This is a genomic window from Pseudomonas sp. AC255 (genome assembly GCF_979258175.1).
This window is the reverse complement of record NZ_OZ409841.1, coordinates 5,276,649-5,297,199: the sequence shown is the minus strand read 5'-3', so window position 1 is coordinate 5,297,199 and position 20,551 is coordinate 5,276,649. Positions and strand designations below refer to the sequence as shown.

Here is a 20,551-nt window from a genome sequence, read left to right as displayed (position 1 = left end):
CCACTGTGGGAGCGAGCCTGCTCGCGAAGGGGCCATCACGGGCAACGCTGTCTTCAGGTCAGAAGAAGCTCAACCCCACATGAAACAGCTTCTCCACATCGCGAATATGCTTTTTATCCACAAGGAACAGAATCACATGGTCACCCGCTTCGATCACCGTGTCGTCGTGGGCGATGATCACGTTCTCGTTGCGGATCACCGCGCCGATGGTGGTGCCTGGTGGCAGGCCGATCTTCTCGATCGGTTTGCCGATGACCTTGCTCGATTTCGCATCACCGTGGGCAATCGCCTCGATTGCTTCCGCCGCGCCGCGCCGCAGTGAGTGCACGCTGACGATATCGCCACGGCGCACGTGGGCGAGCAAGGTGCCGATGGTCGCCAGTTGCGGGCTGATGGCGATATCAATGTCGCCGCCCTGGATCAGGTCGACGTAGGCCGGGTTGTTGATGATCGTCATGACCTTCTTCGCCCCCAGCCGTTTCGCCAGCAGCGACGACATGATGTTGGCTTCGTCATCGTTGGTCAGGGCGAGGAAGATATCGGCGTCGGCGATGTTCTCTTCCAGCAGCAGATCGCGGTCCGAGGCACTGCCCTGCAAGACCACGGTGCTGTCGAGGGTGTCGGAGAGGTAGCGGCAGCGCGCCGGGCTCATCTCGATGATCTTCACCTGATAGCGGCTTTCGATGGCTTCGGCCAAGCGCTCGCCGATCTGCCCGCCACCGGCGATAACGATGCGTTTGTAGGTTTCGTCGAGGCGACGCATTTCGCTCATCACTGCGCGAATGTCCTCACGGGCAGCGATGAAGAACACCTCGTCATCGGCCTCGATCACCGTGTCGCCCTGCGGCAAAATCGGCCGGTCACGGCGGAAGATCGCCGCCACGCGGGTTTCGACATTCGGCATGTGCTCGCGCAACTGGCGCAGTTGCTGGCCGACCAAAGGCCCGCCGTAATAGGCGCGCACCGCCACCAGTTGCGCCGCGCCTTCGGCGAAGTCGATCACCTGCAAGGCGCCGGGATGCTGGATCAGGCGCTTGATGTAGTTGGTCACGACCTGCTCGGGACTGATCAGCACGTCGACCGGAATCGCTTCGTTCTGGAACAGCTGTTCCTCGCGATTGAGGTACGACGCTTCGCGCACGCGAGCGATCTTGGTCGGCGTGTGGAACAGCGTGTGGGCGACCTGGCAGGCAACCATGTTGGTTTCGTCGCTGTTGGTCACCGCTACCAGCATGTCGGCGTCGTCGGCACCGGCCTGACGCAGCACCGACGGCAGCGAGCCCCGGCCCTGCACGGTGCGGATGTCGAGGCGGTCGCCGAGGTCGCGCAGGCGCTCGCCATCGGTGTCGACCACAGTGATGTCGTTGGCCTCGCTGGCCAGATGTTCGGCCAGCGAACCGCCGACCTGTCCCGCACCGAGGATGATGATTTTCATCCAGTCACTCCATGAATCCGTTTAGCCGCGCGCGGCGGCGATCTTGATCAGCTTGGCGTAGTAAAACCCGTCATGCCCGCCCTGCTGGGCCAGCAACTGGCGGCCATGGGGCTGCTTGATTCCCGCCGCTGTGGCCAGGTCCAGTTCACGGGCACCGGGGGTGCGCGCGAGGAACGCGGCGATGACTTCGGTGTTCTCGGTCGGCAGTGTCGAGCACGTGGCGTAGAGCAGGATGCCGCCGACTTCGAGAGTTTTCCACATGGCGTCGAGCAGTTCGCCTTGCAGTTGCGCGAGGGCGACGATGTCGTCCGGCTGGCGGGTCAGCTTGATGTCCGGATGGCGGCGGATCACCCCGGTGGCCGAGCATGGTGCATCGAGCAGGATGCGCTGGAACGGCTTGCCGTCCCACCATTTGTCGATATCGCGACCGTCGGCGGCGATCAGTTCAGCGTCGAGGCCGAGGCGCTCAAGGTTTTCCTTCACCCGCACCAGACGCTTGGCTTCCAGATCCACCGCTACCACGCCAGCGAGCGCCGGTTCGGCTTCGAGGATGTGGCAGGTCTTGCCGCCAGGGGCGCAGCAGGCGTCGAGTACGCGCTGGCCCGGGGCCAGATCGAGCAGGTCGGCGGCCAGTTGCGCGGCTTCGTCCTGCACGCTGATCCAGCCTTCGGCGAAACCCGGCAGGCTGCGCACGTCGGCAGCAGCTTCGAGGACGATGCCGTCGCGGCTGTAAACGCACGGTGTCGCGGCGATCCCGGCGTCGCCCAGCAACGCGAGATAAGCATCGCGGCCGTGATGACGACGGTTGACCCGCAGGATCATTGGCGGATGCGCGTTGTTCGCTGCGCAGATCGCTTCCCACTGCTCGGGCCAAAATGCCTTCAGGGATTTTTGCAGCCAGCGCGGGTGGGCCGTGCGCACCACCGGGTCGCGTTCCAGTTCGGCGAAGATCGTCTCGCTTTCGCGCTGGGCATTGCGCAGCACGGCGTTGAGCAGACCTTTGGCCCAAGGCTTTTTCAGCTTGTCTGCGCAGCCGACGGTTTCACCGATGGCGGCGTGCGCCGGCACGCGGGTGTATAGCAGTTGATACAGACCGACCAGCAGCAACGCCTCGACATCAGCGTCGGCGGCTTTAAACGGTTTCTGCAGGAGTTTTTCCGCCAATGCCGACAGGCGTGGCTGCCAGCGTGCGGTGCCGAAGGCCAGATCCTGAGTGAAACCGCGATCACGATCCTCGACCTTGTCCAGTTGCGTCGGCAGGGAGCTGTTCAGCGAAGCCTTGCCGCTGAGTACGGCGGCGAGCGCCTTGGCGGCGGCCAGACGCGGGTTCATTGCGCTTCCACCGCAGCGCCGAGGACGCTGCCGACGGCGAATTTCTCGCGGCGGCTGTTGAACAGGTCGCTGAAGTTCAGCGCCTTGCCGCCGGGCAATTGCAGGCGGGTCAGGCACAGCGCTTGTGCACCGCAGGCGACAATCAGGCCGTCCTTGCTGGCGCTGAGGATTTCACCCGGAGCGCCAGTGCCTTCGGCCACGGTCGCGGCCAGCACTTTCAACGCTTCGCCATTGAGCGTGCTGTGGGTGATCGGCCATGGATTGAAGGCGCGGACCAGACGTTCCAGCTCCACCGCCGGGCGGCTCCAGTCGATGCGTGCTTCGTCTTTGTTCAGTTTGTGCGCGTAAGTGGCGAGCTCATCGTTCTGCACCTCACCTTGCAGGGTGCTGGCAGCCAGACCGGCAATCGCCTGCACCACGGCGGGCGGACCCATCTCGGCGAGGCGATCATGCAGGGTGCCGCCAGTGTCTTGCGCGCTGATCGGCGTGACGACCTTGAGCAGCATCGGCCCGGTATCCAGCCCGGCCTCCATGCGCATCACCGTTACACCGCTTTCGGCATCGCCGTGTTCGACCGCGCGCTGGATCGGCGCCGCACCGCGCCAGCGCGGCAGCAACGACGCATGGCTGTTGATGCAACCCAGACGCGGAATATCCAGCACCGCTTGCGGCAGGATCAAACCGTAGGCGACCACCACCATCAAGTCCGGCTTCAGCGCGGCCAGCTCCGCCTGGGCCTCGGCATTGCGCAAGGTCGGCGGCTGCAACACCTGGATATTATTTTCCAGGGCGAGTTGTTTGACCGGGCTTGGCATCAGTTTTTGCCCACGGCCGGCCGGGCGATCCGGCTGGGTGTAGACCGCAACGACCTCGTACGGGCTGTTCAGCAGGGCCTTGAGGTGTTCAGCGGCGAATTCCGGGGTACCGGCAAAAACAATGCGCAGTGGCTCAGTCATGAAAGGCGTCTCATAAAAGAAAAAGGCTTGCCGCAGCAAGCCTTTGAAGAGGGGCATCAAGCGTTCTGGCGGTGCAGCTTTTCCAGCTTCTTCTTGATCCGGTCGCGTTTGAGCGTGGACAGGTAATCGACGAACAATTTGCCGTTGAGGTGGTCGCATTCGTGCTGGATGCACACGGCGAGCAGGCCTTCGGCGATCAGCTCATAGGGCTTGCCGTCGCGGTCCAGCGCCTTGATTTTGACCTTCTGCGGGCGGTCGACGTTTTCGTAGAAGCCCGGTACCGAGAGGCAACCTTCCTGATACTGGTCCATCTCGTCGGTCAGCGGTTCGAACTCGGGGTTGATGAACACCCGTGGCTCGGTACGGTCTTCGGACAGGTCCATCACGACGATACGTTTGTGCACGTTGACCTGGGTCGCGGCGAGGCCGATGCCCGGCGCTTCATACATTGTTTCAAACATGTCGTCGACCAACTGACGCACTTCGTCGTCCACTACAGCCACTGGTTTGGCGATAGTGCGCAGACGCGGGTCCGGAAATTCGAGGATGTTTAAAATGGCCATAGGCTTCGATTGCTGCACACGTTGAGTAAAGTCGGGTCGATGGCCTGGCGGGTCCGAAGATGCAGGCTACCGTTGTGAAGCGTAGCTTCTGAAAAACAGAAGCGAGCCACGGGGGCTCTGACGATTCACGCGAATGCACATGATAAAGGGATTCACTGCATGAGGAAAACACTACTCGCCCTGCTGCTTCTGGCTTCGGCCGGCGCCGCGCAAGGGCAAGTGCAACTCAGGGATGGTTTTCCACAGCAATACACGGTGGTTTCCGGGGACACGCTCTGGGACATTTCCGGCAAATACCTGCGCGAGCCGTGGCAGTGGCCACAACTGTGGCGGGCCAACCCGCAGATCGAAAACCCCAACCTGATCTATCCCGGCGACACGCTGACACTCAGCTACGTCAACGGCCAACCGCAGTTGACCGTCCAGCGTGGCGAGTCGCGCGGCACCATCAAGCTCTCGCCACGGATTCGCACCAGCCCGGTGGCCGAGGCGATTCCGAGCATTCCGCTGAAATCGATCAACAGTTTTCTGCTGAGCAATCGCATCGTCGACAAGGCCGAAGACTTCGACAAGGCGCCGTACATCGTCGCCGGCGATGCCGAACGGGTGCTCAGCGGTACCGGTGACCGCATCTTCGCCCGTGGCCATTTCGATCCGGAGCAACCGGTGTACGGCATCTTCCGCCAGGGCAAGGTCTACACTGACCCGCAGACCAAGGAATTCCTCGGCATCAACGCCGACGATATCGGCGGCGGCGAGGTTGTTGCCACCGAAGGCGACGTCGCCACTCTCGCCTTGCAACGCACCACCCAGGAAGTGCGCCTCGGTGACCGCTTGTTCGGCGGTGAAGAACGTTCGATCAATTCAACGTTCATGCCCAGCGCGCCGAAGCGTTCCATCGACGGCCTGATCATCGACGTGCCACGCGGCGTCACGCAGATCGGTGTGATGGACGTGGTTACCCTGAACAAAGGCAAACGTGACGGTCTGGCCGAAGGCAATGTCCTGGCGGTGATGAAAACCGGCGAAACGGTGCGCGACCGGATCACTGGCCAGCCGTTGAAGATTCCCGATGAACGCGCCGGCCTGCTGATGGTGTTCCGCACCTACGACAAACTCAGTTACGGCCTGGTCCTCAATGCTTCACGCTCGCTGGCGGTGCTCGACAAGGTGCGAAATCCGTAAGCTTGCTTAACAAGTTACCAACAGAGTTATCCACAACTTGTTCCGAATGGTTCGGAGCACAGAACGATCAAGGATGATCCATTCATGTTGTCTGTCAGTACAGCCATTTCCCCGGCGGAACTGGAGGCGCGTCTGCGCCTGCACCGCATGCCGGATATCGGCCCCAAGCGTTTTGCCAAACTGCTCGAAGCCTTCGGCTCGGCGTCGAAAGCCCTCAGCGCGCCGGCCAGTGCCTGGCGCTCGCTGGGGTTGCCGGCGGCGTGCGCCGAGGCACGGCGTAGTCCGACGGTGCGCGACGGCGCCAGCCACGCAATGCGCTGGCTAGAGCGCCCCGGTCAACATTTGCTGATGTGGGACCAGGCGGACTATCCAGCGTTGCTGGCGCAGATTCCTGACCCGCCGCCACTGTTATTCGTCGCCGGCGATCCGTCGATTCTGGAAAAACCGCAACTGGCGATGGTCGGCAGCCGCCGCGCTTCGCGCCCGGGCATGGACACGGCGGCGGCGTTTTCTCGCAGTCTGGCCGGGGCCGGTTTTGTCATCACCAGTGGTCTGGCGCTGGGCATCGATGCCGCTGCCCATCAGGCTGCTCTGGACGTTGGCGGGTTGACCGTGGGGGTGCTTGGCACGGGCCTGGAGAATTTTTATCCACAGCGCAATAAACGCCTGGCTGAGGCGATGATTGCGTCGGGCAGCGCGGTGCTCTCGGAGTTTCCGCTGGACGCCGGGCCAACCGCGAGCAACTTCCCCCGGCGCAATCGCATCATCAGCGGTTTATCCCTTGGCGTGCTGGTGGTCGAGGCCAGTGTTGCCAGCGGTTCGTTGATTACCGCGCGGCTGGCGGCAGAGCAAGGGCGCGAGGTTTATGCCATTCCGGGCTCTATCCATCACCCCGGCGCGCGCGGTTGTCATCAGTTGATTCGCGACGGGGCGGTGTTGGTGGAGACTATCGAACATATCCTCGAAGCCCTGCGCGGCTGGCAGCAACCGTTGTTATCCACAGCGCCGCCGCAGGCCGATCACCCGTTGCTGACGCTGCTGCACGCGGCGCCGCACACCAGCGAGGCGTTGGCCGCGAGCTGTGGCTGGGCGTTGCCGAAAGTGCTGGCAACGTTGACCGAGCTGGAGATCGAAGGCCGTGCGGTATGCGAAAACGGTCGCTGGTTGGCGCGGTCGAGCTAGGTTTTACGATGAAGATCGGTAAACTGCGCGAAACCTGTTTGTGGAGAGTTTTTTCATGGTCAACAGTTGGCGTGTGCAACAAGCCGCGCGGGAAGTTCGCGCCGGCGCGGTGATTGCCTATCCAACCGAAGCCGTCTGGGGGCTGGGTTGCGACCCGTGGAACGAAGACGCAGTGGACCGCTTGCTGGCGATCAAGAATCGCTCGGTGAGCAAAGGGCTGATCCTGGTCGCCGACAATATCCGCCAGTTCGATTTCCTCTTCGAGGACTTCCCGCAGGACTGGATCGACCGCATGGCCAGCACCTGGCCGGGGCCGAACACCTGGCTGGTGCCGCACCAGAACCTGTTGCCGGAATGGGTCACAGGCGTGCATGACACCGTGGCGCTGCGAGTCAGCGATCACCCGCAGGTGCGCGACTTGTGCTCGCTGGTCGGGCCGCTGATCTCGACATCAGCCAATCCACAGGGGCGACCGCCCGCGCGCACGCGTTTGCGCATCGAGCAGTATTTCCGTGGGCAGGTCGATCTGGTGCTCGGCGGGAGCCTTGGCGGGCGCAAGAATCCCAGCGTGATCCGCGACCTGGCCACCGGTAACGTCGTTCGTCCTGACTGACGCCATTCTTTTTATTTTTTGCGGACTCCTCGGCGTCGACGAGGAGTTCTGCGCATGCCCGCAGTTTATTCCTGCACTCGCTTAAAACTTATCCGTTGCCATTGTTCTTGCATGCGTCAGACGGATCTTCGACTCTGGAATATCTGTAAGTTTTCCTACGCGATTATCAGAACGCGTGCAGTGGCGAGATTTTCAAAAGCAACCATTCTTTCAATGTGCTTGATACAACTTCGAAATGTTAATGGCTGCGGAGAAGTAATGGATATTACGGATTTACACCTCAAGGATTATCTGCAGGGCTTTCAGGAGACACTCAAGAATCAACAGGCCGACTATCGAGTGGCCATTCTTGAGGCGGGGTCGGACGCCGGAGAATTCGAGCGTTTCATTGGTCGGCAGTTTCGCCTGCGATTGCAGCATTACATGCTCACCTCCAGAGCCCGGGCGCTGGAAACCCGCTTGGCGATCACCTCGCGCAGTACGCACTTCCTGCTCTACCAGCGAGATCAACTCATTGCAGTGCTGCGGGCAACCCCGGCGCCGTTCGAATGGGCCTCACTGGCGCAGCATCATGTGTCTCCCACTGTGGCATTGGCGCGGCATGTCGAATTCAGTCGCTTGATTACCCATTCCCAGCAGCACCGGCCGGTGTCGATCAATGGCTTGCTCGCCACCGCCGCCGAATGGGCGATCGATCGCGGATATCAGGGGGTGACGGCCTTGTGCAGATCGCCACAGCGGCAACTGTTTCAGCGCTTCGGCCTGACACCGATCGCTTCGCACGCCATGCATATCGAGCAGCGTGCCCGGGGCGATTATTGGCTGTTGTCCGCCGAATGGCGGCAAATTCTGATGGCCCTGGATCAGCCAGTGAACATGAACGTGCATCAGCCGGAGTATCGTGATGTTCACAACCGTCAGTATTGATCCGCCAATAATCGAAGAGTGGGCAGAGAAATGGCTTGTATACGAGTCGAAGAAGTTGCGCAGGAAGTTTTCCGGTCGTAGGCCAGCGGCGAAGAAACTTCACCGGAAGATGTACTTGATATAGCTGAAAGATACTCGGCGAACTCATGGAAGAGTTCACCGAGTATCAACTTGAAGCGTTATGGCAACAGAATCGTGGAACCGGTAGTGCGCCGTGCCGACAGTTCGGTTTGTGCTTTTGCCGCATCGGCCAATGCATGGCGCTGGCTGATGTCGACCTTCAGCTTGCCGCTGATGATCATCTCGAACAGCTCGTCGGCCATGCGCTGCAGGTTCTCGGCGTTGTTGGCGTAGGTCGCCAGCGTAGGCCGGGTGACGTACAACGAGCCCTTCGCGGCAAGAATGCCCAGGTTGACGCCGTCGACTGCGCCCGAAGCATTGCCGAAACTCACCACCAGGCCACGTGGTGCCACGCTGTCCAGGGACGTGAGCCAGGTGTCCTTGCCGACGCCGTCATACACCACCGGGACTTTCTTGCCGTCAGTCAGCGCCAGCACGCGCTCGGCAACGTTTTCATGGCTGTAGTCGATGGTGGCCCAGGCGCCGTTGGCCTTGGCCAGTTCGGCTTTCTCCTTCGAGCTGACGGTGCCGATCAGCTTCACGCCCAGCGCTTTGGCCCATTGGCAGGCCAGAGAGCCGACTCCACCGGCTGCGGCGTGGAACAGAATGGTTTCGCCGCCCTGCAGTTGGTAGGTCTGGCGCAGCAGATATTGCACCGTCAGACCCTTGAGCATGACCCCGGCGGCAGTTTCGAAACTGATTTCATCGGGCAGGTGCACCAGATTGTCCTGCGGCAGAACATGCAGCTGGCTATAGGCGCCGAGCGGGCCGCTGCCGTATGCCACGCGATCGCCGACCTTGAAACGGGTGACTTCGCTGCCCACCGCTTCGACCGTGCCGGCGCCTTCCGAACCCAGGCCGGACGGCAACGCGGGTGGTGCATAGAGGCCGCTGCGGTAATAGGTGTCGATGAAATTCAGGCCGATCGCCTGGTTGGCCACGCGCACCTGATTCGGCCCGGGTTCAGCGGGTTCGTAGTCAACATGTTCGAGCACTTCGGGACCGCCGTGGGCGCGGAACTGGATACGCTTTGCCATCTGCCTGCTCTCCTTGGGTCGTTGCTAAGCCCTCTATCCAACTCCCCTGCTTGATCTTCGTCAACTGCGGCGCGCCGGTCTGCGATGGTATGCTACGCGCCCATTTGCGCCGCCCGCCTGCCGGGGCGCCGCCCGATTCAAGGTGAAGCCATGACGACCCGCACCGACGCCGTAAAGGCCTATCTGCTCGATCTGCAAGACCGCATCTGCGCTGCACTGGAAACCGAAGACGGCGGCAAATGCTTCGTCGAAGACGCCTGGACCCGGCCGGCGGGCGGTGGCGGGCGCACCCGCGTGCTGGAAAACGGCACGCTGATCGAAAAGGGCGGGGTCAACTTTTCCCACGTATTCGGCAGCGGCCTGCCGCCCTCGGCCAGCGCCCATCGGCCGGAACTGGCCGGGCGTGGTTTCGAGGCGCTCGGCGTGTCGCTGGTGATCCACCCGCACAACCCGCATGTGCCGACCTCCCACGCCAACGTGCGTTTTTTCATTGCTGAAAAAGAAGGCGAAGAACCGGTCTGGTGGTTTGGCGGCGGTTTCGACCTGACCCCGTATTACGGCGTTGAGGAAGATTGCATTCATTGGCACCGCGTCGCCGAGCAAGCCTGTGCGCCGTTCGGTGCGGACGTCTATCCGCGTTACAAGGCCTGGTGCGACACCTATTTCCATATCAAGCATCGTCATGAGCCACGGGGCATTGGCGGTCTGTTCTTCGACGATCTGAACGAGTGGGATTTCGACACCAGTTTCGCCTTCATGCGCGCCATCGGCGATGCCTATATCGAGGCCTACCTGCCGATCGTGCAGCGGCGCAAGAATGACGCCTTCACTGCCCAGCAGCGCGAATTCCAGGAATTCCGCCGAGGCCGCTACGTCGAATTCAACCTGGTTTACGACCGTGGCACGCTGTTCGGTCTGCAATCGGGTGGCCGCACTGAGTCGATTCTGATGTCGCTGCCACCGCAAGTGCGCTGGGGCTATGACTGGAAGGCCGAGCCGGGCAGCGCAGAAGCGCGCCTGACCGATTACTTCCTGCAGGATCGCGACTGGCTGGCCGAGGCCTGAGGACGGGTGATGGATCGTTACGTCGTTTTCGGTAATCCGATCGGCCACAGCAAGTCGCCGATGATTCACCAGTTGTTCGCCGAACAGACCGGCCAGCGCCTCGACTACAGCACGCTGCTGGCGCCGCTGGATGATTTTGTCGGCTGCGCCAAGGCGTTCTTTCGCGAAGGGCGCGGCGCCAATGTGACGGTGCCGTTCAAGGAAGACGCCTACCGTCTGGCTAACAGCCTGACCGCCCGCGCGCAGCGCGCCGGTGCGGTGAACACCTTGAGCAAAATGGACGATGGCTCACTGCTCGGCGACAACACCGATGGCGCCGGCCTGGTCCGCGATCTGACGGTGAATGCCGGGTTCAGCCTGACCGGTAAGCGCATCCTTTTGCTCGGCGCTGGCGGCGCGGTGCGCGGTGCGCTGGAGCCATTGCTGGCGGAGAAGCCGGCCTCGGTGATCATCGCCAATCGCACCGTGGACAAGGCTGAACTGCTGGCCGAGTTGTTCTGCGACCTCGGGCCGGTGTCGGCCAGTGGTTTCGACTGGCTGCGCGAACCGGTGGACGTGATCATCAACGCCACCTCCGCCAGCCTGACCGGTGACGTGCCGCCGATTGCGCCAAGCCTGATCGAGCCAGGCCAGACGCTGTGCTACGACATGATGTACGGCAAGGAACCGACCGCGTTCTGCCGCTGGGCCACTGAGCACGGCGCGGCGCTGGCGATGGATGGTCTGGGCATGCTCGCCGAACAGGCAGCCGAGGCGTTCTGGCTGTGGCGTGGCGTACGCCCGGATACCGCGCCGGTACTCGCCGAACTGCGCCGCCAACTGGCCCTTTAAGCTTTGCTCCCACATTGAAATACGATCAATGTGGGAGCGAGCCTGCTCGCGAATCGCATCACCACCGCGATATCAGATCAATCCTCAAACCTGATTGGGCACTTCTCCGCCCCCTCCAGCTTCCTCAACTCCTCCACCACCGGCGACCGCGCCCGGCGCAGGGTCAGGCTGCGACCCTGGCCCAGCAGGCGTCGCGCTTCCTGATGCAGCATCTCCACCCCCGAATAATCGATGAAGTTGATCTGCTCTGCCTCGATCACCACCCGTGCGCCATGCAGGCGTTGCAGGCGCACTTGCAGGTAATGGCTGGCGCCGAAAAAGATCGAACCACCCACGCGCAACACATCGTCGTCACCGTCGCGCCAATGCTGCACCCGTGGTTGCGAGGTGCGCTTGAGGTAGAAAAACAGCGACGCCAGCACCCCGGCGTAGATCGCCGTCTGCAATTCCAGCAGCAAGGTCGCAAGACAGGTCAGGGCCATCACCACGAACTCGGCGCGGCTGACCCGCAGCAAAGCGCGAATGCCTCGGTGATCGACCAGACCCCAGGCAATCAACAGGATGCTGCCGGCCATGGCCGGGATCGGAATATGCGCGATCAGCCCTGCGCCGAACACCGCGAACAGCGCCACCCAGAGCGCCGAAAACACCCCGGCCAGCGGCGAGCAGGCACCCGCCTCATAACTCAATCCCGAACGGGTAAACGATCCGGCTGAGAGCGACCCGGAAAAGAACGCACCGACGATGTTCGACAAACCCTGTGCGCGGACTTCCTGATTGGCATCGAGCAACTGCTGCGACCGCGCCGAAATCGAGCGGGCAATCGACAGGCTGGTGACCAGCCCGAGCATGCCCACTGCCACCGCGCTTGGCAGCAGGCGCAGGATAACCTCCAGATCCAGCGGCAGCGTACTGAACGGCGGCAGGCGTCCGACGAAAGCGCTGACCAGATGCACATGGCCGAACATCGCTGGCCAGATCCACACCAGCAGGCTGGCCAGCACCAGCGTGAGCAACAGCGTCGGCCAGCGCGGCAGAAGTTTTTCAGGGCCACGCCGACGATTACCGTGGCGACGCCGAGCATCAGCGAAGGCTTATCCACAGCCCCCAGATGCCGCAACAGGTCCATCAGGCTGGCGAGCGCCGTGGTGTTGGCCGGCAATTCCAGCCCGAGCAGATTGGGCAATTGCCCGATGGCGATCACCACGGCGGCACCGAGGGTGAAGCCGAGCACCACCGAATGCGAAACGAAATTCACCAGTGCGCCAAAGCGCAGCAAGCCGAGCAACCATTGGAAAATCCCGGCGAGAAACGTCAGCAGCAGGATCAGAGTGATGTAGTCCTCGGAAGCCGGCACCGCGAGCGGGCTTACGCTGGCGTACAGGACAATCGAAATCGCCGCCGTCGGGCCGCAGATCAGATGCCATGACGACCCCCACAGGCACGCGACCAATACCGGAATGATTGCGGCGTATAGACCGTATTCCGGTGGCAGCCCGGCAATCAGCGCGTAGGCAATCGACTGGGGTAAGGCGAGAATCGCACCGCTGAGGCCGACGATCAGGTCCCGCCCGACGCTGGCGCGGGTTTGCCGTGGCAACCAGCTCAGGAAAGGAAAAAGTGAATGGCGGCTGGGGATGGCCATGGGTCCTCGCGGTTGGGGTTTTGTTCAAGGTTATCAGGGTGTCAGGTGTAAAAGCCCCTCACCCTAGCCCTCTCCCTGAGGGAGAGGGGACTGACCGAGCTGTTTGTTGAAGATTCACCGACCTGCGATTTCGGCGTTGAACGCAAGTTTTGATTCAACAGCGATCGGCTCCCTTTCCCCCTCGCCCCCTTGGGGGAGAGGGCTGGGGTGAGGGGGAAAAATCTCCAGCCGAACGCTATTCCAGCAACCCTGAGATCAAAGCTTGGCCTTCACCGCCACCAACGCATCCTTGCCATCCACGGTCTTCACCCCGTCCAGCCACTTGTCCAGCACCGCCGGATTGGCCTTGATCCACGCCTTCGCCGCTTCGGCATTGCTGACCTTCTTGTTCACCACCTCGGCCATGATGCTGTTCTCCATGTCCTGGGTGAACGCCAGATTGGTCAGTAACTTGCCCACATTCGGGCAGGCCTCGGCGTAGCCCTTGCGGGTCAGGGTAAAGACGCTGCCGGTGTCGCCGAAGTATTTTTCGCCGCCCTTGAGGTAACGCATTTTCAGCTGCACGTTCATCGGGTGCGGGGTCCAGCCGAGGAAGGTGACGAATTTCTGTTTCTTCACCGCCCGCGACACTTCGGCGAGCATCGCCTGTTCGCTGGACTCGATCAGCTTCCACTGGCCCATGTTGAAGTCGTTCTTCTTGATGATCTCCTGCAGCGAAATGTTCGCCGGCGCGCCTGAGCCGATGCCGTAGATCTTCTTGTCGAACTTGTCGGCGAATTTGTTCAGGTCGGCAAAATCATGCACACCCGCCTCCCAGACATAGTCGGGGACGGCGAGGGTGAATTCGGTGCCTTCCAGGTTCTTGGCCAATTGCGTCACATCACCGGTGGCGACGAACTTGTCATAGAAGCCCTGCTGCGCCGGCATCCAGTTGCCGAGGAACACGTCAACCTGGCCATCCTTCAAGCCGCCGAAGGTGATCGGCACCGCAAGGGTGTCGACTTTGGCCTTATAGCCCATGCCGTCCAGCAGAAACCCGGTGATGGCATTGGTTGCGGCGATGTCGCTCCAGCCCGGATCGGCCATCTTCACGGTCTCGCAGCTTTGCTCGGCGAAGGCCGAGGCGCTGCTCAATGCGATCAGACCGACAGTGACAGCTGTGGATAACTTGCGCATGGACTTCCCCTTAACATTTTTGGTTTTGGCAGGGTTGTGGATAACGGGCCTTGCGCTCCAGATCATCAAGGTCGATGTGGTTGCGCATGTACTGCTGACTGGCATCGACCAGCGGCTGGTGATCCCAGCTCTTCAACTTGCCGATGGTTAACGCATCGGCGACGAAACGGCGTCGGCGCTGGCTGGCCAGCACGTCCCGATGGATCGCCGGAATGTCCCACTTGGCCCGCGCTTCGGCGAGAAAGTCTTCGAACAGCTGACGATGTTGCGGCGATTGGCTCAGCTCTTCTTCTTCGCGCGGATCGTTATCCACATCGAAGAGTAGGCACGGGTCGCTTTCGCTGTAGATAAATTTGTAGGCGCCCCGGCGAATCATCATCAGCGGGCTCACAGTGCCTTCGGCCATGTATTCGCCGAACACCTCGTCGTGTCCGCCCTGCCCTTGCAGGTGCGGCAGCAAGGAACGGCCGTCCAGCGGCAGGCCCGGCTCAAGCGTGCCACCGGCCAGATCCACGAAGGTCGGCAGCAGGTCGGCGGTGGAAACGGCGGCGCTGACCCGGCCGGCCTCGAATTGTCCCGGGGCGCTGATCAGCAGCGGCACTCGAGCAGCCATCTCGAACCAGTGCATTTTGTACCAGAGGCCTTTCTCGCCGAGCATGTCGCCATGGTCACCGGAGAAGACGATGACGGTGTCATCGATCAGCCCGGTTTCCTCAAGGGTTTGCAGCAGTTTGCCGACATTGGCGTCGATATAGCTGCAAGCGCCGAAGTAGGCGCGACGGGCATCGCGGATCTTATCCACAGGCAGAGGCTTGTCCCACAGGTCGTAAACCTTGAGCAGACGTTGCGAGTGCGGATCGAGTTCGTCCTGGTTCAAGGCTGTAGGCAGCGGAATATCAGCATCGTCATACAGATCCCAGAAAGCCTTGGGAATCGTGTACGGATCGTGAGGGTGGGTCATCGACACGGTCAGGCAGAACGGTTGCTCGCCGTCCTCGCGAATGTGATCGAACAGATATTGCTGCGCCTTGAACACCACCTCTTCGTCGAAATCCAGCTGATTGGTGCGCACGCACGGCCCGGCCTGTAATACCGAAGACATGTTGTGATACCAGCTCGGCCGCACGTCCGGCTCGTCCCAGTTCACCGCCCAACCGTAATCGGCCGGGTAGATATCGCTGGTCAGGCGTTCTTCATAACCGTGCAGCTGGTCCGGCCCGCAGAAATGCATCTTGCCCGACAGCGCGGTGCGGTAGCCGAGACGCCGCAGGTAATGCGCGTAAGTCGGAATGTCGGCGGGGAAATCAGCGGCGTTGTCGTAGGCGCCGATCTTGCTCGGCAACTGGCCGCTGACCAGGGTGAAGCGCGACGGCGCGCATAGCGGGCTGTTGCAATAAGCAGCATCGAACACCACGCCTTGGGCGGCGAGGCGGGACAGATTCGGCAGTTTGATTGGCGATGGGCCGTAGAACGGCAACATTGGCGCGGCCATTTGATCGGCCATGATGAAAAGAATGTTCTTGCGCTTCATGTGATCGCGGCATTCCATGTTGAATATTTATGCGAGAGTGCTTCGATCGAGCATGGATTCCATGCCTGTTCCGGTAAAGCCCGCGCCGGACAATGACTAGGATAAGTACAGCTTATGTATGACGCCCTCGGTGACCTCTCCCTCGATCTGCTGCGCGCTTTTGAAGCGGCGGCCCGCCATCGCAGTTTTACCGCTGCTGCGGTTGAGCTTGGCACCACGCAACCGGCTATCAGCCAGCAGATAAAACGTCTGGAGGAGCAGCTCGGCACACGCCTGTTCGATCGGATCTACCGGGGCATCGAATTGACTGAGGTGGGCAGCCTGCTTTTCCAGCAAGTTGCCCTCGGTTTGCAGAATATCGACGCAGGATTAAGCGCAATCAGCACTCAGCAGCAACATGAAGTGCTGCAAGTGGCCACGGATTTCGCTTTCGCCGCCTATTGGCTGATGCCGCGCCTGCATCGCTTCCATGAGGCCAATCCGCACATTGATGTCAGCCTGGTCACCAGCGAGCGCAACCACAACATGCTGCGCACCGACATCGACGTGGCGATCCTGTTTGGCGATGGTCGATTCAAGCAGGGTGAGAGCCACTGGCTGTTCAGCGAAGAAGTGTTCCCGGTGTGCAGCCCGCTGCTGCTCAAGGAGCGTTCATTGCCGTTGCCCGCGCAGGCCCTGCTGGAATTGCCGCTGCTGCATCTGCGTGGTGAAAACAGCAGCAACTGGTTCGACTGGAGTGGCTTGTTTCGTCAGTTGGGCCTGACTACGCCGCCAGCGCCGGGGCAATTGCGCTTCGACAATTACACCTTGCTGATTCAGGCGGCGATCGGCGGACAAGGCGTGGCGATTGGCTGGCGGCACCTTGTGGATAACTTGCTGGTGCAGGGTTTGCTGTGCCGGCCGCTGGCGGAAACCACGCTGTCGCGGCTGGGGTATTACGTGGTGTTGCCGCAACGCAAGCGTCGGGGTGCGTTGATTCAGGATTTTGTTGATTGGTTAATGGCGGAACAGGCCAGCAGTGCCGAATCGCTTAACGGTCTGGCCCTGCCCTCGATTGCGGTGTGAAGAGCAAAAGATCGGACGATCTTTTACGAATCAGAAGCCGCCACAAAATTCACATGCTGGCCCACATGCAGATTCAATCGCAGCTCATCGGCGACACCCACCGCTACACGGTTCAAACGCTCCAGCGGTTCAGCCAATCCCGGTTCGAGATTGCCGCCGACCTGACTGAAGTGCTCGATGGTCAATCCGGCCACGCCATGGGGCGCATTGACCAAGGTCCAGCGCAGTGAGCTGCTTTGTACCGCCTCGAGGATTTCTTCGGCAGCGTGACGTTGCAAACGCTCGTCATTGTCAGGCTCGTCGAGCACACCGAAGTTGCCGACCAGAAACAGGCGCGGCACGCTGGCCAGTTGCAAACCTTCGACCAAGGCGTCGACTGCCAGCACCTGCTCCACTGGGCCGAGCGTCACCGAGCGCTCAACGTGGTCGCTGCTGAACGGCAGCCCCGGCGCGTCCAGCAGGCAGATCACCGCCGAACTGCCGGCGACGCTCTGATTGACCCGCTCGGCGTCGAATAGATCGCCGGTCTTGGTGCGCAACCCCGGACGCGGCGCGAGTGCGGTGAGATCGTCGAGAATGGCGATGACTTCGTGTTGGCGACGCAGCAATTCAGCCATCAATGCACCGCCCAGGCTGGCCATGGCACCATAAAGCACCACTTTGACCACTGGGGTCTCGGCATTTTTCATGGCTGTTTTCCTTATAGTTGTCCTATATGACCTGTGACGGTGGAAACAGCCAAGGGTTCGAACCGATTGAGAGGCGACACGATGCAAGGGATCAAGGGCTATCACGCCCATGTCTATTTCGACGCACAAAGCATCGACCAGGCGCGGGCCTTGTGCGAGCAGGCCGCGCAGTTGTTTGCGCTGAAAATGGGCCGCGTGCACGAACGCCCGGTGGGGCCGCACCCCGACTGGAGCTGCCAACTGGCTTTCGGTCCCGAGCTGATCGGCGAGGTGCTGCCGTGGCTGGCGCTTAACCGCAAGGGATTGGTGGTGTTCCTGCATCCGGACACTGGCGATGACCTGCTCGACCACACCGAACACGCGATCTGGATGGGCGCGGTGCGGCCGCTGGATCTGTCGATTTTTAACCAGGTGCTTGGACTGAACTGATAACGAATATGTCCAGACTGCCAGCCAGCGTTGTCTATCCGTTCCCTCGTATCGCTTCTCGTCCCGTATTCATTGGCTGTCGCTGCATCCGACCGCCGGTTGACCATTCATTCATCGCTTTCGGTCGCGAAAGGTAGCTGAAAGCTTCCCCGATTAGGATCGCCCCACTCCCGGCAACAGACCGGTTGGCCCAAGCCCTGTGTTTTTTCCACAGGCCCGGCCCAATTAACAACAACAATGGTGATTCTGATGTCTTCTGCAACCCGCCGTTTCTCCCGCTTCCTGCTGGTCACTCCGCCCGTACGCCTCGCGCCTCCCGTTCTGCGCTGATCCCGCCCGATCCGCTCATTCAACTAGCCGCGCTACGCCTGGAGTATTCCCATGCTGACTTTCCTTGGCTTCGCCATGGTCATCACGTTCATGTTCCTGATCATGACCAAGCGCCTGTCCGCGCTGATCGCCCTGATCATCATCCCGATCCTGTTCGCCCTGTTCGGTGGTTTCGCGCCGAAGATCGGCCCGATGATGCTTGAAGGCATCACCAAACTGGCGCCGACCGGCGTGATGTTGATGTTCGCCATTCTGTATTTCGCCCTGATGATCGACTCCGGTCTGTTCGACCCGGCCGTGCGCAAGATCCTCAAACTGGTCAAGGGCGACCCGCTGAAAGTTTCGGTCGGTACCGCCGTTCTGGCGCTCGTCGTTTCCCTCGATGGTGACGGCGCGACCACTTACATGATCTGCGTGGCTGCGATGCTGCCGCTGTACAGCCGCATCGGCATGAGCCCGCGAATCATGGCCGGTCTGATCATCCTCGCCGGTGGCGTGATGAACATGACCCCGTGGGGCGGCCCGACCGCCCGCGCGGCGAGTGCCCTGCATGTGGATCCTTCGGACATTTTCGTACCGATGATCCCGGCCATGGCCGCCGGTGTCTTGGCGATCCTGGTGATTGCCTACTTCTACGGCAAGCGTGAACGTGCCCGCCTCGGTGAACTGCACTTGGTCGGCGATGAGATTGATCACAGTGAAATCAGCGTCTCGCAATTCCCCGACGCACGCCGTCCGAAGCTGATCTGGTTCAATGCCGCACTGACTTTCGGCCTGATGTGCACGCTGATCGGCGGTCTGTTGCCGCTGCCGGTGCTGTTCATGGTGGCGTTCAGTATTGCCATGATCGTCAACTACCCATGCCTGCAAATGCAGAAGGATCGCGTCGCCGCGCATTCCGGCAGCGTGCTGGCAGTGGTCGGGCTGATCTTTGCGGCCGGTATCTTCACCGGTATCCTGTCGGGCACCGGCATGGTCGATGCGATGTCGAAGAGCCTGTTGGCGGTGATTCCGGAATTCCTCGGCCCGTACCTGGCGGTGATTACGGCGCTGGTGAGCATGCCCTTCACCTTCTTCATGTCCAACGATGCGTTCTATTACGGTGTATTGCCGGTGCTGACCGAAGCGGCCAGCCACTACGGGATCACTGCGGTGGAAATGGCCCGTGCCTCGATCGTCGGCCAGCCCGTCCACTTGCTGAGCCCGTTGGTGCCGTCGACCTATCTGTTGGTGGCGCTGGCCGGCATCGATTTCGGTGATCACCAGCGTTTCACCCTGAAATGGGCGATCCTGGTGTGTATCTGCATTCTGATTGCTGCACTGCTGTTGGGGACTTTCCCGCTGTTCAGCACTCTATAAGCCCAAGACTCACCGTTACGGGTCCCGGCTTCGCGGTTTGAAGCCCGGACCTTTTTCGGTTTAATACTCGCTCAAAGGAATACACATGGATTGGCTGACCAACCCCGAAATCTGGGTTGCCTTTTTTACCCTGACCGCCCTGGAAATCGTCCTCGGTATCGATAACATCATCATGATTTCGATCCTGGTCAGCCGCATGCCGAAACACATGCAGCAGCGCACGCGGATCTTCGGTCTTGGCCTGGCCATGGTCACGCGGATCCTGTTGCTGCTGTCGATCACCTGGGTCATGCGCCTCACCGCCGACCTGTTCGAAGTGTTCGGTCAGGGCATTTCCGGCCGTGACCTGATTCTGTTCTTCGGTGGCCTGTTCCTGTTGTGGAAGAGTTCGCAGGAGATGTACCACGCGCTGGAAGGTGAAGATGAAAGCGACGACGCGCCATCGGGCAAGGGCGGCAACTTCCTCTACACCATCATCCAGATCGCGATCATCGATATCGTCTTCTCGCTGGACTCGGTGATCACTGCCGTCGGCATGGTTTCCCACGTGCCGGTGATGGTCGCGGCGATCATCGTGGCGGTGCTGGTGATGATGCTGGCGTCGGGCAAGATCAGCGAATTCATCGACAAGCACCCGTCGCTGAAAATGCTCGCGCTGTCGTTCCTGCTGGTGGTCGGTACCGTGCTGATCGCCGAATCGTTCGACGTGCACGTGCCAAAAGGCTACGTCTACTTCGCCATGGCGTTCTCCCTGGCAGTGGAAGCGATCAACATCAAACTGCGCGGCGCGATGGCCCGGAAAAAGAAACAGCAGGATCCGGTGAAACTGCGCAAGGATGTGCCGGGCCAATAACCCGGTAGTCCCGGCAGCACGCTACACCCCTGTGGGAGCGAGCCTGCTCGCGAAGACGGAGTGCCAGTCGACAACAATGTTGGCTGGCCCACCGCTTTCGCGAGCAGGCTCGCTCCCACATTTGTTTGTGCAGCATTCAGGCACCGCGGACCCTGTGGGAGCTGGCTTGCCAGCGATAGCGGAATGTCAGGCGACATCAATGTTGGTTGTGCCGACGCCATCGCTGGC

Annotated in this window: 18 protein-coding genes and 1 pseudogene; 10 read left to right on the top strand and 9 right to left on the bottom strand. The window is 61.1% G+C overall.

Annotation, left to right across the window (positions count from 1 at the left end):
- Positions 1–58: 58 nt before the first annotated feature.
- The 4 genes from trkA to def are packed head-to-tail and all read right to left on the bottom strand — an operon-like array spanning position 59 to position 4,286.
- Positions 59–1,435 (bottom strand): Trk system potassium transporter TrkA, encoded by a 1,377-nt coding sequence (gene trkA, locus ACZZ0K_RS23825; protein ID WP_041476512.1) that lies wholly within the window; start codon positions 1,433–1,435, stop codon positions 59–61.
- Between the two features lie 21 nt (positions 1,436–1,456).
- Positions 1,457–2,767, bottom strand: coding sequence for a 16S rRNA (cytosine(967)-C(5))-methyltransferase RsmB (gene rsmB / locus ACZZ0K_RS23820; protein ID WP_150743206.1), 1,311 nt, complete (start codon positions 2,765–2,767; stop codon positions 1,457–1,459).
- Complete coding sequence (gene fmt, locus ACZZ0K_RS23815; protein WP_258707400.1) at positions 2,764–3,723, bottom strand: methionyl-tRNA formyltransferase; 960 nt, start codon at positions 3,721–3,723, stop codon at positions 2,764–2,766. Before fmt ends, rsmB begins: the two co-directional genes overlap by 4 nt.
- Before the next feature lie 56 nt (positions 3,724–3,779).
- Positions 3,780–4,286, bottom strand: coding sequence for a peptide deformylase (gene def, locus ACZZ0K_RS23810; protein ID WP_016772378.1), 507 nt, complete (start codon positions 4,284–4,286; stop codon positions 3,780–3,782).
- Between the two features lie 159 nt (positions 4,287–4,445).
- Between def and ACZZ0K_RS23805 the strand changes: the two genes are divergently transcribed.
- From ACZZ0K_RS23805 to ACZZ0K_RS23790, 4 genes are all read left to right on the top strand, one after another.
- Positions 4,446–5,471, top strand: a complete 1,026-nt coding sequence (locus ACZZ0K_RS23805) for a LysM peptidoglycan-binding domain-containing protein (RefSeq protein WP_150743208.1) — start codon at positions 4,446–4,448, stop codon at positions 5,469–5,471.
- An 84-nt stretch (positions 5,472–5,555) separates the two neighbouring features.
- On the top strand, positions 5,556–6,653 hold the full coding sequence (gene dprA, locus ACZZ0K_RS23800; RefSeq protein ID WP_258707401.1) for a DNA-processing protein DprA: 1,098 nt from the start codon (positions 5,556–5,558) through the stop codon (positions 6,651–6,653).
- Between the two features lie 55 nt (positions 6,654–6,708).
- Positions 6,709–7,266, top strand: a complete 558-nt coding sequence (gene tsaC, locus ACZZ0K_RS23795; RefSeq protein ID WP_039757175.1) for an L-threonylcarbamoyladenylate synthase type 1 TsaC — start codon at positions 6,709–6,711, stop codon at positions 7,264–7,266.
- Positions 7,267–7,524: 258 nt separating this feature from the next.
- Positions 7,525–8,193 carry a hypothetical protein gene (locus ACZZ0K_RS23790; RefSeq protein WP_052392118.1) on the top strand — a complete coding sequence of 223 codons (669 nt, stop codon included), beginning with the start codon at positions 7,525–7,527 and terminating at the stop codon, positions 8,191–8,193.
- Between the two features lie 179 nt (positions 8,194–8,372).
- Here the strand turns inward: ACZZ0K_RS23790 and ACZZ0K_RS23785 are convergent, their stop codons facing one another.
- Positions 8,373–9,350 carry a quinone oxidoreductase family protein gene (locus ACZZ0K_RS23785; RefSeq protein WP_056791157.1) on the bottom strand — a complete coding sequence of 326 codons (978 nt, stop codon included), beginning with the start codon at positions 9,348–9,350 and terminating at the stop codon, positions 8,373–8,375.
- Positions 9,351–9,500: 150 nt separating this feature from the next.
- Here ACZZ0K_RS23785 and hemF point away from each other — a divergent pair, with 150 nt between their 5' ends.
- Both hemF and aroE read left to right on the top strand, forming a co-directional pair.
- A complete protein-coding gene (gene hemF, locus ACZZ0K_RS23780) occupies positions 9,501–10,415 on the top strand; it encodes an oxygen-dependent coproporphyrinogen oxidase (RefSeq protein WP_024014963.1) in 915 nt (304 codons plus the stop codon).
- A 9-nt stretch (positions 10,416–10,424) separates the two neighbouring features.
- A complete protein-coding gene (gene aroE, locus ACZZ0K_RS23775) occupies positions 10,425–11,246 on the top strand; it encodes a shikimate dehydrogenase (RefSeq protein WP_095182311.1) in 822 nt (273 codons plus the stop codon).
- A gap of 77 nt (positions 11,247–11,323) precedes the next feature.
- Here aroE and ACZZ0K_RS23770 read toward each other — a convergent pair.
- The 3 genes and pseudogenes from ACZZ0K_RS23770 to betC form a co-directional block, all read right to left on the bottom strand.
- Positions 11,324–12,891: pseudogene (locus tag ACZZ0K_RS23770) on the bottom strand (SulP family inorganic anion transporter).
- A 255-nt stretch (positions 12,892–13,146) separates the two neighbouring features.
- The gene (choX, locus tag ACZZ0K_RS23765; RefSeq protein ID WP_056791166.1) at positions 13,147–14,067 is read right to left on the bottom strand and encodes a choline ABC transporter substrate-binding protein; all 921 of its coding nucleotides are present in this window, start codon (positions 14,065–14,067) and stop codon (positions 13,147–13,149) included.
- 10 nt (positions 14,068–14,077) lie between these two features.
- Entirely contained in the window at positions 14,078–15,598 is a 1,521-nt protein-coding gene (gene betC, locus ACZZ0K_RS23760; RefSeq protein WP_252877179.1) for a choline-sulfatase, read from the bottom strand.
- 114 nt (positions 15,599–15,712) lie between these two features.
- Here betC and ACZZ0K_RS23755 point away from each other — a divergent pair, with 114 nt between their 5' ends.
- A complete protein-coding gene (locus ACZZ0K_RS23755) occupies positions 15,713–16,663 on the top strand; it encodes a choline sulfate utilization transcriptional regulator (RefSeq protein ID WP_252879170.1) in 951 nt (316 codons plus the stop codon).
- 23 nt (positions 16,664–16,686) lie between these two features.
- On the opposite strand, the gene ACZZ0K_RS23750 is transcribed toward ACZZ0K_RS23755, so the two are convergent.
- Positions 16,687–17,352, bottom strand: a complete 666-nt coding sequence (locus tag ACZZ0K_RS23750; RefSeq protein ID WP_095182307.1) for an NAD(P)-dependent oxidoreductase — start codon at positions 17,350–17,352, stop codon at positions 16,687–16,689.
- Between the two features lie 81 nt (positions 17,353–17,433).
- On the opposite strand from ACZZ0K_RS23750, the gene ACZZ0K_RS23745 reads away from it, so the two are divergent.
- From ACZZ0K_RS23745 to ACZZ0K_RS23735, 3 genes are all read left to right on the top strand, one after another.
- Positions 17,434–17,781 carry a DOPA 4,5-dioxygenase family protein gene (locus tag ACZZ0K_RS23745; RefSeq protein ID WP_463559477.1) on the top strand — a complete coding sequence of 116 codons (348 nt, stop codon included), beginning with the start codon at positions 17,434–17,436 and terminating at the stop codon, positions 17,779–17,781.
- A gap of 381 nt (positions 17,782–18,162) precedes the next feature.
- Positions 18,163–19,470 (top strand): CitMHS family transporter, encoded by a 1,308-nt coding sequence (locus ACZZ0K_RS23740; RefSeq protein ID WP_056791180.1) that lies wholly within the window; start codon positions 18,163–18,165, stop codon positions 19,468–19,470.
- Between the two features lie 85 nt (positions 19,471–19,555).
- The gene (locus ACZZ0K_RS23735) at positions 19,556–20,323 is read left to right on the top strand and encodes a TerC family protein (RefSeq protein ID WP_041476497.1); all 768 of its coding nucleotides are present in this window, start codon (positions 19,556–19,558) and stop codon (positions 20,321–20,323) included.
- Positions 20,324–20,551: the final 228 nt, after the last annotated feature.

Coding starts and splice junctions, on each gene's coding strand:
- ACZZ0K_RS23750 (WP_095182307.1), bottom strand. CDS start 17,352: ATGAAAAATGCCGAGACCCCAGTGGTCAAAGTGGTGCTTTATGGTGCC.
- rsmB (WP_150743206.1), bottom strand. CDS start 2,767: ATGAACCCGCGTCTGGCCGCCGCCAAGGCGCTCGCCGCCGTACTCAGC.
- betC (WP_252877179.1), bottom strand. CDS start 15,598: ATGAAGCGCAAGAACATTCTTTTCATCATGGCCGATCAAATGGCCGCG.
- tsaC (WP_039757175.1), top strand. CDS start 6,709: ATGGTCAACAGTTGGCGTGTGCAACAAGCCGCGCGGGAAGTTCGCGCC.
- aroE (WP_095182311.1), top strand. CDS start 10,425: ATGGATCGTTACGTCGTTTTCGGTAATCCGATCGGCCACAGCAAGTCG.
- trkA (WP_041476512.1), bottom strand. CDS start 1,435: ATGAAAATCATCATCCTCGGTGCGGGACAGGTCGGCGGTTCGCTGGCC.
- choX (WP_056791166.1), bottom strand. CDS start 14,067: ATGCGCAAGTTATCCACAGCTGTCACTGTCGGTCTGATCGCATTGAGC.
- ACZZ0K_RS23745 (WP_463559477.1), top strand. CDS start 17,434: ATGCAAGGGATCAAGGGCTATCACGCCCATGTCTATTTCGACGCACAA.
- dprA (WP_258707401.1), top strand. CDS start 5,556: ATGTTGTCTGTCAGTACAGCCATTTCCCCGGCGGAACTGGAGGCGCGT.
- fmt (WP_258707400.1), bottom strand. CDS start 3,723: ATGACTGAGCCACTGCGCATTGTTTTTGCCGGTACCCCGGAATTCGCC.
- ACZZ0K_RS23755 (WP_252879170.1), top strand. CDS start 15,713: ATGTATGACGCCCTCGGTGACCTCTCCCTCGATCTGCTGCGCGCTTTT.
- def (WP_016772378.1), bottom strand. CDS start 4,286: ATGGCCATTTTAAACATCCTCGAATTTCCGGACCCGCGTCTGCGCACT.
- ACZZ0K_RS23735 (WP_041476497.1), top strand. CDS start 19,556: ATGGATTGGCTGACCAACCCCGAAATCTGGGTTGCCTTTTTTACCCTG.
- hemF (WP_024014963.1), top strand. CDS start 9,501: ATGACGACCCGCACCGACGCCGTAAAGGCCTATCTGCTCGATCTGCAA.
- ACZZ0K_RS23785 (WP_056791157.1), bottom strand. CDS start 9,350: ATGGCAAAGCGTATCCAGTTCCGCGCCCACGGCGGTCCCGAAGTGCTC.
- ACZZ0K_RS23740 (WP_056791180.1), top strand. CDS start 18,163: ATGCTGACTTTCCTTGGCTTCGCCATGGTCATCACGTTCATGTTCCTG.
- ACZZ0K_RS23790 (WP_052392118.1), top strand. CDS start 7,525: ATGGATATTACGGATTTACACCTCAAGGATTATCTGCAGGGCTTTCAG.
- ACZZ0K_RS23805 (WP_150743208.1), top strand. CDS start 4,446: ATGAGGAAAACACTACTCGCCCTGCTGCTTCTGGCTTCGGCCGGCGCC.